At 36.5% G+C, this 14,398-nt stretch carries 13 protein-coding genes and 1 pseudogene; all 14 read right to left on the reverse strand.

The features are described 5' to 3' along the window. A pseudogene (locus tag O3622_RS08780) lies at positions 1–164 on the reverse strand (23S rRNA (uracil-5-)-methyltransferase RumA); the annotation flags it as partial. Positions 165–203: 39 nt separating this feature from the next. Beyond that, entirely contained in the window at positions 204–2,162 is a 1,959-nt protein-coding gene (ftsH, locus tag O3622_RS08785; protein ID WP_247941885.1) for an ATP-dependent zinc metalloprotease FtsH, read from the reverse strand. Positions 2,163–2,177: 15 nt separating this feature from the next. Further along, entirely contained in the window at positions 2,178–2,720 is a 543-nt protein-coding gene (hpt, locus tag O3622_RS08790) for a hypoxanthine phosphoribosyltransferase (RefSeq protein ID WP_000889406.1), read from the reverse strand. Positions 2,721–2,724: 4 nt separating this feature from the next. Further along, a complete protein-coding gene (gene tilS, locus O3622_RS08795; protein ID WP_001205564.1) occupies positions 2,725–4,002 on the reverse strand; it encodes a tRNA lysidine(34) synthetase TilS in 1,278 nt (425 codons plus the stop codon). Further along, a complete protein-coding gene (locus tag O3622_RS08800; RefSeq protein ID WP_371607358.1) occupies positions 3,999–5,267 on the reverse strand; it encodes a serine hydrolase in 1,269 nt (422 codons plus the stop codon). The genes tilS and O3622_RS08800 overlap by 4 nt, the downstream gene beginning before the upstream one ends. Then, a complete protein-coding gene (locus O3622_RS08805; RefSeq protein ID WP_000429344.1) occupies positions 5,260–5,382 on the reverse strand; it encodes an SP_0009 family protein in 123 nt (40 codons plus the stop codon). The genes O3622_RS08800 and O3622_RS08805 overlap by 8 nt, the downstream gene beginning before the upstream one ends. Positions 5,383–5,386: 4 nt before the next feature. Further along, positions 5,387–5,755 (reverse strand): septum formation initiator family protein, encoded by a 369-nt coding sequence (locus O3622_RS08810; protein ID WP_000041922.1) that lies wholly within the window; start codon positions 5,753–5,755, stop codon positions 5,387–5,389. Then, positions 5,748–6,014, reverse strand: a complete 267-nt coding sequence (locus O3622_RS08815; protein WP_001234975.1) for an RNA-binding S4 domain-containing protein — start codon at positions 6,012–6,014, stop codon at positions 5,748–5,750. Before O3622_RS08815 ends, O3622_RS08810 begins: the two co-directional genes overlap by 8 nt. A gap of 57 nt (positions 6,015–6,071) precedes the next feature. Next, positions 6,072–9,575: a transcription-repair coupling factor gene (gene mfd / locus O3622_RS08820; RefSeq protein ID WP_049479918.1), complete on the reverse strand. Its 3,504-nt coding sequence runs from the start codon at positions 9,573–9,575 to the stop codon at positions 6,072–6,074. Then, complete coding sequence (gene pth / locus O3622_RS08825; protein ID WP_049479916.1) at positions 9,576–10,145, reverse strand: aminoacyl-tRNA hydrolase; 570 nt, start codon at positions 10,143–10,145, stop codon at positions 9,576–9,578. 73 nt (positions 10,146–10,218) lie between these two features. Further along, positions 10,219–11,334, reverse strand: a complete 1,116-nt coding sequence (gene ychF, locus O3622_RS08830; protein WP_001218702.1) for a redox-regulated ATPase YchF — start codon at positions 11,332–11,334, stop codon at positions 10,219–10,221. Between the two features lie 84 nt (positions 11,335–11,418). Further along, the gene (locus tag O3622_RS08835) at positions 11,419–11,613 is read right to left on the reverse strand and encodes a DUF951 domain-containing protein (RefSeq protein ID WP_000285184.1); all 195 of its coding nucleotides are present in this window, start codon (positions 11,611–11,613) and stop codon (positions 11,419–11,421) included. Between the two features lie 64 nt (positions 11,614–11,677). Continuing rightward, the gene (gene dnaN, locus O3622_RS08840; protein ID WP_000581139.1) at positions 11,678–12,814 is read right to left on the reverse strand and encodes a DNA polymerase III subunit beta; all 1,137 of its coding nucleotides are present in this window, start codon (positions 12,812–12,814) and stop codon (positions 11,678–11,680) included. Between the two features lie 158 nt (positions 12,815–12,972). Beyond that, on the reverse strand, positions 12,973–14,334 hold the full coding sequence (dnaA, locus tag O3622_RS08845; RefSeq protein WP_000660625.1) for a chromosomal replication initiator protein DnaA: 1,362 nt from the start codon (positions 14,332–14,334) through the stop codon (positions 12,973–12,975). Positions 14,335–14,398 lie beyond the last annotated feature (64 nt).

Here is a 14,398-nt window from a genome sequence, read left to right on the forward strand (position 1 = left end):
TCATAGACTTTTACTAGTTTAACCAAATCTCGCGCTAAGGTCGAAACATTGCAGGATACATAGACCATTTTGTCTGGAACATAGGTCAGAATGGTTTCCAACAGCTTATCATCTAAGCCTGTACGAGGAGGGTCGACTATCAGGGCATCCGCTCGGTAGCCATCACATTAGAACATAAAAAGAGAGGTTGAACCTCTCTAAATTTATTTTTCTTCACTCATTTTTGATTTCACTTCATCATAAGATAATGCATGGGATTCCTCTTCTACTGTCTCAGGCATTTTTCCTGTCTCGTAAAGAGATTTAATCTGTGTACTATCTAATGTTTCATATTTCAACAACGCTTCTGCAATCAACTTATGCGTTTCACGATTTGATTGGATAATTTCAGCAGCTTTGTTTCGTGCCTCATTTAATAATGAACGAACTTCCTCATCAATCTCATAGGCTGTTTGTTCTGAAATTGATTTTTGAGGACTTTGTGCACCAAACATAGCATGATTACCTTCGTATTGAACTGGGCCAAGTTTTTCACTCATACCGTATTCAGTGACCATTGCACGCGCCATCTGTGTAGCTTGTTCAAAGTCATTTGAAGCTCCTGTAGTTTGAACATTAAAGATAATCTCTTCAGCTACACGACCACCCATCAAACCTGCTAATTGTTCTTTCATGTCTTCCTTAGATAGAAGCATTTGATCTTCTTTAGGAAGTGCAATCATGTATCCGCCTGCACGTCCACGTGGTACAATGGTAACTTTATGAACAACACGGGCATTTGACAGTACTAAACCAACAATGGTATGTCCAGCCTCATGATAAGCAACCAATTCACGCTCTCTTTGTGATACTGTTTTATCTTTCTTAGATGGTCCAGCAATCACTCTGTCCTCTGCCTCATCAATATCTGAAGCATCAATGATTGATTTGTTGCGACGAGCAGCAACTAAGGCTGCTTCGTTTAGAACATTTTCTAAGTCAGCTCCCACAAAACCTGGGGTTTGTTGGGCAACTAGTTTCAAATCAACATCGTCTGCCAGAGGTTTATTTTTAGCATGAACTTTCAAGATTGCTTCACGACCTTTAACATCAGGGCGACCAACTAAGACTTTTCTATCAAAACGTCCTGGACGGAGAAGAGCTGGATCTAGAACATCTGAACGGTTCGTCGCAGCGATAACAATGATCCCTTCATTTCCCTCAAAACCATCCATCTCAATCAAGAGTTGGTTCAAGGTTTGTTCACGTTCATCATTACCTCCACCAAGACCGACACCACGTTGGCGACCAACGGCATCAATTTCATCGATAAAGATGATGGCTGGCGCTGCTTTTTTTGCATCCTCAAAAAGGGAACGAACACGGCTTGCACCAACTCCGACAAACATTTCTACAAAGTCAGAACCTGAGATACTAAAGAATGGAACACCTGCTTCCCCAGCAACTGCCTTAGCAAGTAAGGTCTTACCTGTTCCCGGAGGTCCCTCTAAAAGAACACCTGCAGGAATACGCGCACCAAGTTTTGTAAATCGTTTTGGATCTTTTAGAAATTCAACAACTTCAACTAATTCTTGTTTTTCTTCCTCGGCACCTGCTACATCTGAAAATCGTACCTTGATATCTTCTTTGTTAGCAGCCTTGGCCTTACTACGTCCAAAACTCATTGGATTTCTACTATTATTTCCTCCCATATTTCCCATCATAGAGAATAGGAAGAAGAAGAGAATAGCAAATGGCACCACAGAGACAAGGATATTGATCCACATACCGCTTGAACTCTCATGTTTGACTGTTACTTCTGCCTGATGTTCAGAAGCAAGTTTTTGCAATTCTGAAACTGTTGAATCAGACGGAAGAATAGTACTTGAGAATCTTTCTACTGTTGTGGCAGCAGGAGTGAAAAATTGAATCCCTGTTTCTTCTTTACTAGTCTTAGGATTTTTATAAACACCAGACACTTCAATGATGCTACCATTTGGCTGATAGGTTAATTCTTTTACATTGTCTGCTGTAATTTCTTTTACCAATTCTGTATAGTTAATTTTTTCGCTTCGTCCTGCAGTATTTCCAGAGTAAAAATACTGGAATCCTGTCACTAGGAAGAAGATAATTAACAAGTAGAGAAATGGGTTTCTAACTAAACCATTATTTTGTTTTTTCATTAAAGATAAATCTTTCTAATTTGAATAAACTTCTTCTTTCAATACTCCAACATAAGGAAGGTTACGATAATTTTCTTTATAATCTAGACCATAACCTACTACAAACTCATTTGGAATAGTAAAGCAAGTATAATCCGCTTCAATTTCAACAACGCGTCCCTCTGGTTTGTCTAACAAAGTCGCGATTTTAACAGAAGTTGCTTCTCTTGCAATAAACATATCTCTCAAATTCTTCAAGGTTTGACCTGTATCGATGATATCCTCTACAAATAAAACATGTCTTCCTTTGATATTTTGAGTCACGTCTTGCTTGATATTAATGACACCACTACTTGCTGTTCCACCATGGTAACTAGATACCATCATGAAGTCCATCTCAATATGCGTATCAATATGTTTGACCAATTCAGCCATAAAAGGAATCGATCCTTTCAGAATTCCAATAAGAATTGGATTTTTCCCCTCATATTCTTTTGTTAGTTGCGCACCTAGCTTTTTAGCTGCTTCTGTAATTTCATCATGTGAAACGAGGATTTTTTTAATATCGTGTTCTAACATCTTTTTACCTATCTATTTTTTCTATATAAATCACAGTGTTCATTATATCATTTTTCGTGTTTTTACTCAAATCACTGGTCGCAATTCCTGAAATTGAGACAATTTCTCCAAATTGCTCAATAATAGGGGTTATTTTTCGTTTTTCAATAGGGATTTTTAAATCTATAAATAAGCGTCTCAGTTTCTTTCGATGACCATTCAGGATAATAACATCGCCAGGTTTTCGACATCTAATATGTACAGATGTTTCCCGTGAAACCGTTACTTTTTGAACAAAATCCCCTTCAATAGGGATGCCAAAGGAAAATAAATAGCCCATATATCGAACTTGATTTTGATAGTGTAACACAAGTTCATCTTCCTTTTCATCGGCCTGAGGACTGATTTTACAAATTTGAAACCGTTGATACTCTTTTATCAATTCGTAGCCATTTTTAAGAGAATGACGATACTGACTTTTCGTTGCTAAAATCTGTCGAACTTCAGCAAACTGAGCCTTTGTCAGATTTAAGTCTGGAAATTGATTAAGATAGTTTTGGAGCAAGATTCCTTGAGTTTGTTTTGAGTATGAAAAGAACTCATTCAAATCTTCCACATCAATTTGTTTCGAAAGTTCCGTTATTGTTGCTTGGTAATCTGAAATTTCCCTTCCTAAATCTAAAAGGGCGGATTTAAGAAGAGGATTTTCTTTTTCAAGCTCTGGTATATACCTATTCCGAATGCGATTGCGAAAATAGGTATTTTCCTGATTTGTTTGATCTTCAAAATGAACAATTGGTGGAAAGTCCTTTTTATGAAAAGGCAACAAGGGACGGAGGATTTCAATTCCATCAACTACTTGACTTTCTTTTATTCCTGTTAAATGACGTAGCCGACTTCCTCGAATCAAGCGCATCAAAATCGTTTCAACTTGATCATCTGCATGGTGGGCAGTAACCAAGGCAGTTGCTCCAACCTCTTTTATGATTTTCCTAAAAAAATCATAACGAAACTCTCGAGCACGCGCTTCTGAAAAGTCTCCTGAAAAGCATGTGATATAAATAGGAAGTTCAGCTGCATCAGCTAACTTCCTTAGTTCATTTTCCTCCCAATCAGATTCCCTTCTCTGCTTGTGATTGACATGTGCTAAAATCAACTCAATTTCCAACTCTTTCTGATAAGTAGACAATAGATGGAATAAAAACATTGAGTCCAGTCCGCCAGACAAAGCTAATACGACTTTAGAATGTTTTTTGAAATACTCTTTTTGGAGAAAATGATTTAAAAAATCCTGGTCCCTCATTTTAGAACCTCATAAACATCCTTAGCTATCTTAGCAATAGTATCATAATCAGAATTTTTGGTGAAAATGGAAAGAACGAAAGGAGAATCCGTATAAACAATGGCAGTGTCATGTTTAAACTCATCGGCATCTCCAATTTTATGAGCTACCTTAACCGAAACACCTTTTGCGATTCTTTGGTTGTCAAAATCAGTCTTACCTAGAGACTCTAAGACAAAACCATTCTGATTATAAATAGCTTCCATGACCTTTCCAGCCATTTTTGAAGAAGTCAATTTATCATTCACATCCCAATCCTCACCCATAATGGTGGACATTTTTTCTTTAAAAGCCCCGTCAGATTGATTGGTCACGTAATAACCTAAAATATTATGAGCAACATTATCAGACTCTTTTGTTACCTTGATAATTAACTGTTGAAGACTGTATTCTTTGTTATCTTCTTTTTTAGGTAAGCTACCACTACCTTCTGGTTTATAGGACCCAGGGAAACTATTTACTTCTGGGATATACTTGAAGCTACTGTCTAGCGTATATTCCCCTTGATTTATCTTATCTTGAGCGTAATAAAGGTAGGCTAGTTTCAAGATGCTAGCTGCATAAAGTTTGCTGTCTTCATTCACCCCAGCCTCTTTAGCTGTACTCAGTTGTTTAACATAAATAGAATAATTTTCATTCTGATAGTTGTTTGATAAAACTTCTTGAACCTTCTGGATGCGATTGTCTTCTTCTGAGGTGAACTCTTTTGATACCCACCCAACTTGATTGATATGAAGAAATTCTTGTCCCTCAGCAAAGAGAGCTCTATCCACCGTTACGCGTTGATAGGGAGAGAGGGTTGAAGAAATTTCTTTCGCATCATAGGGACTGTTATAGATAACAAACCCCTGCTCCAACCATACTTGTCTATTTTGAGTTTGAACTTGACTTTGATCATAGACCAACCGCTTATCTGCAAGGATAAACTGGTGATTATCTAATTTAAAAACAGGAACACCTTGTCTATTCAAACGCCATTCTACTATTTTAAAGGTGGTTCCAGGAGTCAATTTACCAGACTCCTTGACAAGATCCTCATTAGCATAGACAGCTGTTTCTCCATATACCATTGGGGATTCCAGAGTTTCTTTATAGTAGAATCCATAATCAGACTCGGTTAGATAATAAATTTCTTGTGAAGAGTAAGGAAGCTGTTTTTCTGTGCTAACTACTCTTGAGGTTATGATAAAAGCAGGTAGCAATAAAACTACTAAGAACTTACGCATTCTTCTCTTCCCTTTCTTCTTGTAATCGTAATAAATGGTTTTTAGTTGCCAATTCCTCTAATTTTTCATCTGATAAACTTAGAAATTGCTCAACAACTTCCAATAAATTTTCCATGACATTACCTCGGAAGCAAATCAGGAATTGTGTAAATTGCTTCTCGTTTCTTTGAGTAATAGTACTTGGCGCGTGCATACTTTGCTACATAGTCTTCATCTTTCAACTTTGCAGCAAAGGCGGATTCCTTATCCTTTTCATCACTAAGAGTTTGGTACTGCTCTTTCAACTCTGTTAATTGCTGACGTCGTTGCAGTAACTGATCATAGCTTTGGGCCAAGTTATAAGTTGGTAAAATAAACAACAAGATCATCAAAATAAGGACCCAACCCATAAAACGATTTCGTTTTTGTCTCTCCTTCATCAGGTAACGACGACGTTGATGTTCATTTTGAATAAAAGAATTATTCATCTGTACAATATTTTTAGACATTTTCTTCTACCCGTGTTTCACTGAGAATTTCATACATGCCTGCTGCATCTTCTTTTTTTGTACTATCTTTCATTTCTAGTACTTTAACAAGCAACAACTTATTTCCAAAGCGAATTTCAACTTGGTCATCAACTTTCAAATCCGTTGAACTTTTGGCCAAAATTCCATTTACCTTGATTCTACCTTTATCTGCTACTTCTTTTGCGACTGTACGGCGCTTAATAATTCGTGATACTTTTAAATACTTGTCTAATCTCATTTTTATTACCTCAAATTATTATTGTACCATTTTTATCCTTTTTATAGAAGAAAAATGTTAAATGGGATTTGCTTCCTTTGATTCTTTTATCTCTAATAAACTTTCTCCAAAAATCAGCAAACCTTCTAAAATTTCATAATCCTTCTTGTTTCGGACATCAAATACAACTTCCATTAATCCCTTATTCTCAGCTATAGCTGCTTTTAAGTTCGTTGCAGATAAGGCTTTAAAATAATCTTGAGCCAAGAATAGTCGTTGAGTGACTTTTTCAAATTGAACTGTAATCTTGTTATCTTTTCTTTCCACACGTTCTACAAAGACCTTGTCCAAATATGACTTAACCAAACCAATCTCTAAAAGGTAGGCTACTACATCTGGGTATTCTCCAAATCGATCCATCAATTCTTCTTGTAGTTCTTCATAGTTGACACGATTGTCAATTTGACGAATTTTCTTGTAAATTTCAATCTTATGTCGTTGGTCAGAAATATAAGTATCAGGAAGATAAGCATCAATTTGTAAAATCAACTCAGCATTTCCTTTGGTTCTTTTATTCCCATTACCGTTCCGTTTAGCAATAGCTTCCTCTAATAACTGTGAATACAATTCAAAACCAACAGAATCAATGAAACCAGACTGCGATTTTCCTAGGAGATTTCCTGCTCCCCGAATCGAAAGATCTCGCATAGCAATCTTAAATCCTGAGCCTAATTCTGTAAATCCCTTAATCGCTTCTAATCTCTTCTCAGAAACTTCACTAATTGATTTTTCTGGACGATACATGAGATAAGCATAAGCAATACGATTACTACGACCGACTCTTCCTCTTAATTGATACAAGGTTGACAAGCCCATATGGTCTGCATTTTCAATAAATAAGGTATTGGCATTTGGAATGTCTACCCCTGTCTCAATAATAGTAGTCGTCACCAAAATATCATACTGACCTTCAATGAAATCAAGTAGAGTATTTTCCAACTGAATTTCACTCATTTGTCCATGAACATACCCAATCGAAGCCTCTGGAACCAACTCCTGTAATTCTGAAACCTTCTGGTCAATCGTGTCAACTTTATTGTAAAGATAGTAAAGTTGACCTCCACGCTCCATTTCACGCAAGACAGCATCACGAATGACACTATCATTCTTCTCTAATACATAGGTTTGAACAGGATAGCGATTGGTTGGAGGAGTTTCAATAACAGACAAATCTCGAATTCCCAGCATAGACATGTGGAGAGTACGAGGGATTGGCGTTGCTGTCAAGGTTAGAACATCTACTTGTTTTTTTAGTTCTTTCAAAGTTTCCTTATGCTTAACCCCGAATCGCTGCTCTTCATCAATAATCATCAAGCCCAAATCAGAAAACACCACATCTTTTGACAAAACACGATGCGTTCCAATCAAAATATCAACTTGACCATTCTTTAATTTTTCAAGTGTTTCTGCCTGCTCTTTTTTACTTCTAAAGCGACTCAACACATCAATATTAACAGCAAAATTTTGGAATCGTTCCTTAAAATTCGTATAGTGCTGTTGCGCTAAAACCGTCGTTGGAACTAGAACGACCACCTGTTTGTGATCATTGACTGCCTTAAAAGCAGCACGCATTGCTACTTCAGTCTTCCCAAAACCAACATCTCCAACCAAAAGTCGATCCATGGGGTGAGAATCCTGCATATCTCTCTTGATTTCCTCAATACTGCGAAGTTGATCATCTGTTTCAACATAAGGGAAAGCATCATCAAAAGCATGTTGCTCATCATCATCAGCTGAGAAAGCAAACCCCTTCAACTGACTACGCTCAGAATAAAGCTTGATTAAATCGTCAGCTATATCCTCTACTTGGTTCTTAACTTTTTGCTTGGCCTTTTTGAAATGACCATCATTTAATTTATTAAGTTTTGGCGCTTTCCCATCACTTGAAACATATTTAGACAGTAACTGAATCTGCTCTACTGGGATGGAGATTTGGTCACCATTTTGATACTGTACACTGACATAATCACGGTGAATCCCTTTGATTTCAATTGTTTCGATTCCTAAATATTGACCAATTCCATGGATATGGTGAACAACGTAGTCCCCTTTTTCAAGTTCATTATAATCTTTTAATCGCTCTGCATTTGAAGCATGTTGTCTTCTAAACCGACGTTTTAATTTCTTTTGAAAAATCTCATGTTCAGTAATCAAGAGAATTTTTTCATCTACAAAATGAAAACCATGTCTTAGATTACCCTCAATCAAGTTTACAGATTCTTTACAGATACTTGACTTATCTCTGGAATCTAATTTGATCTGATATTCCTCTAAAACATCCTCCAACGTCTTACTTCCCATTGAATTGCTAGACTGCAAAATAATAGTGTAGTCCATTTTTTTGTATCGCTCAATTTCTCCTTTTAAAAATGAAAATTGATTGAAAAACTCTTGCATGGGGTATTGATTAAATTGATAAATGTGATCAAACTTAAGATTTCCTAAGCCCTTTTGCAGATTGGAGAAAAAGGTAACTGGACTTTGTTTTTTATAGGTTTGCTCTGTATCTGCAAAATACTGCATCCCAGAAAATGATTTACCATTCTGTAAATCTTCTGTAAAGTATTGTGCTAATTCTCTTTCAAAGGATTCATACTGATTCATCAATTTTTGATAGTCATCAAAGAATACTGGTGTATCTTTTTCAATATAATCAAATACAGTCCATGTTTTATCGTAACATAAGGACAAAAACTTTCGACTATCTGAATGTACTTGTTTTTGATGAAAACTTGACAAAATCTCTTCCAAATATGATTTTAAAATTGGTGATAGAGTCTTTGAAATTTGCTTTTCTAAAGCTGACTGTCCTCGTTGATAATCTTTTTCTCTCAAAAGTATGTCGCTAGCTGGAAAGATAGTGAGGTTTGTCTGATTTTCTTTCGATAATTGTGTTTCGACTTCAAAAGTACGAATACCATCTACTTCATCGCCAAAAAACTCGATTCGGAAAGGTTCTAACTGAGACATCTCAAAAATATCTAAAATGTCTCCTCGAATACTAAACTCACCTTGTGTCTGTACTTGAGTAACTTTTCGATATCCAATTTCCTTTAACCGGTGAAGTAGCTCGTGTTGGTCATATTCTTCGCCAACTGCAATTTTTATAGTACTTTCTTTAAATCTAGTCGGAGAGGGTAAAATTAACCTACTCGCTGCGATATTACAAACTAAAATCCCTTTCTTAGACGGATCACTCAAAAAACGCAAGGCCTCAACCCGCGAAATGATTTTTTCTTGCGAAGACATCAAAAACTCTACCATAGGAGAGTCATCAACCAAAAATGGATAGACAAGTTCCTCTCCTAAGAGAGAAAGAAGATCACTGATAATTCGTTCTGCTTCTCCATAAGTTGAAGTCAGTAACACAATCTTATTTTCCTTTTCTAGACTGCTTGCAATTGCAATAGCCTTGGTAGACGTTGATAAACCAAGTATTAGTTGTCTTTTCTTATCTATCAGATTTTGATGCCATTTTTTTATCTGGTCATTTTCTGAGAATAAATCTAATAAAGTCACCATTTAGCTGTTATACCTCTGCATTGTTTTCTCAAAGTTTTTTTCTTGTAAATAATAATTTACAGCATCGTCAACCTTGTCAATTGACTGTAAAATACCCACATAGTCATCCTGATCAAACTTACTTAAAACATGATGAACAACTGACATGCCTTTTTTAGGTCTTCCAATACCTATTTTAACACGGTTAAATACCTGAGTCCCTATATGTTGAATAATAGACTTGATACCATTATGACCACCTGCTGATCCCTTTGCTCTTAAACGAATTTTCCCGACTTCCATGTCAAGGTCGTCGTAAATAACGAGTAAATTTTCAATATCCAAACCATAGTAAGTCAATAAAGCATGAACCGCTTTTCCACTTTCATTCATAAATGTTGTTGGTTTGACGAGATAAATTTTTTCTCCATTGATGAAAAAAGATGCTAGGTCAGCTTGAAATATCTTGTCATGTGTAAAGGTGACATTTTGTTTTTTAGCTAGTTGGTCAATCAACATAAATCCAACGTTGTGCTTGGTTTCAAAATATTTATCCCCTGGATTTCCCAATCCTACAAGTAATTTGGTCATTTATTTTTCCTTTCGAAAGCCAAAAGGGTTGGAATTTTTTTCCAACCTAATTGACACTATTTATTAAATATTATTAAACGTTAAAGCGGAATTCCATGATATCGCCATCTTGAACGATATATTCTTTTCCTTCTTCACGCAAACGCCCAGCTTCTTTTACAGCCTTTTCAGATCCATATTTCACTAGATCCTCATATGACATTGTTACTGCACGAATAAACCCTTTTTCAAAGTCTGAGTGGATAATACCAGCTGCTTGAGGAGCTTTCATCCCTCGCTTAAAGGTCCAAGCACGGACTTCTTTTTCACCAGCTGTGAAGTAAGTTCCAAGCCCAAGCAAGTGATAAGCTGCACGAGTCAACTTGTCAACGCCTGATTCAGTCAAACCAAGTGCTTCAAGAAACTCTTGCTTATCCTCATCGTCTAACTCAGAAATTTCTTCCTCAGCACGCGCGGAAATAACTACTACTTCAGCATTCTCTGTCGCTGCGAATTCACGAATTTGCTTCACATATTCGATAGAATCTGGATCTGAAACTACATCCTCATCCACATTAGCAACATAAAGAACTGGTTTAGTGGTCAAAAGGAAGAGACCTTTGACAACTTTTTGTTCTTCATCTGTAAATTCGATGGTGCGAGCTGATTTTCCATCCTCAAGGACTGGTTTAATCTTTTGAAGAACATTAAATTCTGCTACTGATTCTTTATCTTTTTGCGTACGTGCCATCTTTTCTACACGCGCATAGCGTTTATTAACTGATTCTAAGTCAGCAAGAATCAATTCTAGGTTAATGGTATCAATATCTGCAAGTGGATCCACAAAGGCGTCTTCACGTCCTTGCTCGCGCATCACATTTTCATCATCAAAAGCACGAACTACGTGAACAATCGCGTCTACTTCACGGATATTGGCCAAGAATTTATTACCTAGACCTTCTCCTTTTGAAGCTCCTTTTACAATCCCTGCAATATCTGTAAACTCAAAGGTTGTTGGAACTGTCTTTTTAGGAGTAATCATTTCCGTTAGTTTTTGTAGGCGTTCATCTGGAACTTCCACCATCCCAACGTTTGGATCAATAGTCGCAAATGGGTAGTTTGCCGCCTCTGCTCCTGCTTTTGTAATTGCATTAAAAAGGGTTGATTTACCAACGTTTGGCAAACCAACGATACCTGCTGTTAAAGCCATAGTTTCTCATTCTCCGTTCTCATTTCAATCCCTAACATTATAACACAAAAAGGGAAAACTTGCTAACCCTCTAACTAAGGGTTCTTAGTCAATAATCTTATTCATTTTTCGTTCAAAATCATAGCGACTCATCATGACAAGGTGGTCACAATTGCTACACTTTATTTTAATATCTGCCCCTACACGTGTAATTTCCCAACGATTAGCCTTTTTGCCTGTTGACTTGATGGTACAAGCGTGTGGTTTTTTCATCTCAACAAAATTTCCAACTTGATACATACTACTCTCCTTTTCTTTTTTGATTATATCATAAAAGAGGCGAGCTAGGCTCAACCTCTTTCACTTAATTTGTTCGAACTGGTGTGATAAGCTGCATGAAATCTTCGTCAGTATCTGCTGGCACAAGAGTAAATGGACGAACTGATGAGATAAAGCTAATAGTAACCTTTTCGCTATTTAAAGCCTTGAGGGAATCAATCAAGTAAGTTGGGTTAAAACTAATAGTTAAATCATCCCCGGTCACCTGCTCTGTATCGATTTCTTCGTTTACTTTACCAACTTCTGGAGAGTGAACATGGGCGCTAACAACCCCACCTTTAATTTCAAGCTTCACAGTACCGTTTTGAGTCGCACTTGATAAGAGACGTGCACGCTCCATAGATTGACGCAAATTAACCACATCAAAAGTAATTGTAGTATTAAAGTCTGTTGGAATCAAACGATCTGTATCAGGATAGTTTCCTTCTAGGAGACGAGTGTAGAAGCTAATATTTTCGCTTCTAAAGAGGATTTGATTATTTGCAAAGAAAATCTCTACAGTTTCAATATCATCTGTAAATACCGCTGAAAATTCGCGTAGAGAGCGGCTAGGAATCACCACATCGAAATCATCTCCATTTTTTTCAAGAGTCAATTTCTTCTGGCTAAGGCGGTGTGAGTCTGTTGCAACTGTTTTTAGTTCCTTATGTTGGCTCAATACAAAATGAACACCTGTTAAGATGGGACGACTCTCTTGCGTACTTGCAGCAAAAGCTGTTTCATTGATAATTTTCTTGAGTAGTTTGGTTTCAAGAACCAAAGGTGTGCTTGCTGAAATTTCTTGGATTCGTGGGTACTGTTCGCTATCTTTTCCTTTTAGGGTAATTTCTGATTTACCACTTGTTAAGACAATTTGTTTTTGTTCAATTTCTTTGAAATCAAGCGTTACATCTGGAAGACTAGATACAACATTGATAAAGAAAGAAGCTTCTAGAAGAATCGAACCTAAAGAAGTAATCAAAAGACCAGCATCTTCATTTTTTTGAGAAATGAAATTTTCAATAGAAATTTGACCATTTGATCCAATTAAAGTAATTCCTTCATTGCTAATATCAATTTTGATTGTCGATAAAATCGGAATAGCATTTTTTGAGCTAATTGCTCGTTTTGTGGTATTTAAAGCTTGTAGAAATAAATTTTTATTAATTGAAAAATGAATCATGGATTCTCCTTTATTTATTTTTAGTATTAGAAAGTTAATAGTAATAATAGTATGTGTGAATTTTGTGGAAAACTGGGTGCTATTTAGTAAACTTAAGCTTCTAAGCTTGTTTAAAAAATGTGGATAAAAAAGATAAGAAAGGAAAAGTTATCCACAAGCTACTTAATTTTCTTTTTGATTGCTTCTATTTCTAAACGTAAATTATCGTCTTCGTCAATCAATGATTTGATTTTAGCATGGGCATGAATCACGGTGGTGTGATCCTTTCCACCAAATTCTTTTCCGATTTTTGGAAGACTGTTATCTGTCAGTTCTCTAGCTAGATACATGGCAACTTGACGTGCTAAAACGATGTTTTGAACTCGTCTCGTCCCCTTCATTTCTTTGACACTCACTCCATAAAAATTACCAACTTCAGTTTGGATTTTCTCAATTGGAATAACAAGTATCTGGCGGGCGTCTTGCTTACGTGCTCTAATAGCTTCCGCAGCAATATCAATAGTAATATCCTTAATCTTCTTCACTCTGGCAATTAAAGTGATATCGTTGATTGCTCCTTCCAATTCTCGAACATTTGAATCAAATTGGCCAGCCAAGTATTCTAGAGTATCACTTTGGAAATGGTAATCCAAGTGCTCTGTTTTACTTTGAAGAATGGCGATACGTGTCTCAAAGTCAGGAGGGGTGATATTTTGCGTCAATCCCCAGCTAAAGCGTGTAACAAGTCTTTCCTCAAGGCCTTCTAGGTGTTTAGGACTTCGATCACTGGTTAGGACAATCTGTTTCTGTTTATCATGAAGAGCATTGAAGGTATTGAAAAATTCTTCCTGGGTCGCGACTTTTTTGCCACTGAGAGATTGGATATCATCGATCAATAAGAGATCAAGGCTACGGTAAGTCTTTTTGAACTTTTCCATTTCCCCAAGTCGCAAGTGTTCAAGAAAGTCATTGATAAAGCTTTCGGCAGGAATGTACTTGACACGCGCATCAGGAATATTTTTCAAAATCTCATTTCCAATCGCATTGAGTAAGTGAGTCTTTCCAAGACCAGGTCCTCCATAGATGAAAAGAGGATTATAAGTCAGAGCTAAATCTTCAGATACAGCTAGTGCAGCAGACACCGCCCAAACATTACCATCACCTTGAATAAAGTTATCAAAGGTATATTTTTCTTTTAACCCTGTTTCGGAATAGGGAATCGTTGGTAGTGCAGGTGTGTAATCGTAAGTAGAGACACTATTCGTATCATTTACTTGAGGAGATTCTGTACTCTGAGGTTTAGTGAAAATATAGTGAGGTTTGATTTCAGAATCATAAATTTCAAAACCAGCAGCAATGATAATATCTTTTAATTGCTTTTCCCACACCATTTCCATCTCTGATCTCGGTAGAAATATAGTAGCTGTATTTTCTTCTACTTTGATGAGTTCAGCAGGTGTAGCATAGAAATCATACATAGATCGAGTCAATCTTTCTTGAGCAAATTCTAAAATACGATTCCAAAATTGCTTTTCTTTCAACTAATTTTCCTCCTTTACTATGATTTTAGTAGTTTAGTGCTAGACTTATTTTACCATAGATAAT

This window comes from Streptococcus sp. 27098_8_51 (assembly GCF_041432205.1).
In the GTDB taxonomy this organism is placed as follows: domain Bacteria; phylum Bacillota; class Bacilli; order Lactobacillales; family Streptococcaceae; genus Streptococcus.

Coding starts and splice junctions, on each gene's coding strand:
- O3622_RS08815 (WP_001234975.1), bottom strand. CDS start 6,014: ATGAGATTAGACAAGTATTTAAAAGTATCACGAATTATTAAGCGCCGT.
- O3622_RS08800 (WP_371607358.1), bottom strand. CDS start 5,267: ATGCGTAAGTTCTTAGTAGTTTTATTGCTACCTGCTTTTATCATAACC.
- ychF (WP_001218702.1), bottom strand. CDS start 11,334: ATGGCTTTAACAGCAGGTATCGTTGGTTTGCCAAACGTTGGTAAATCA.
- O3622_RS08805 (WP_000429344.1), bottom strand. CDS start 5,382: ATGGAAAATTTATTGGAAGTTGTTGAGCAATTTCTAAGTTTATCAGAT.
- ftsH (WP_247941885.1), bottom strand. CDS start 2,162: ATGAAAAAACAAAATAATGGTTTAGTTAGAAACCCATTTCTCTACTTG.
- O3622_RS08810 (WP_000041922.1), bottom strand. CDS start 5,755: ATGTCTAAAAATATTGTACAGATGAATAATTCTTTTATTCAAAATGAA.
- hpt (WP_000889406.1), bottom strand. CDS start 2,720: ATGTTAGAACACGATATTAAAAAAATCCTCGTTTCACATGATGAAATT.
- dnaN (WP_000581139.1), bottom strand. CDS start 12,814: ATGATTCATTTTTCAATTAATAAAAATTTATTTCTACAAGCTTTAAAT.
- O3622_RS08835 (WP_000285184.1), bottom strand. CDS start 11,613: ATGTATCAAGTTGGAAATTTTGTTGAGATGAAAAAACCACACGCTTGT.
- mfd (WP_049479918.1), bottom strand. CDS start 9,575: ATGGTGACTTTATTAGATTTATTCTCAGAAAATGACCAGATAAAAAAA.
- tilS (WP_001205564.1), bottom strand. CDS start 4,002: ATGAGGGACCAGGATTTTTTAAATCATTTTCTCCAAAAAGAGTATTTC.
- pth (WP_049479916.1), bottom strand. CDS start 10,145: ATGACCAAATTACTTGTAGGATTGGGAAATCCAGGGGATAAATATTTT.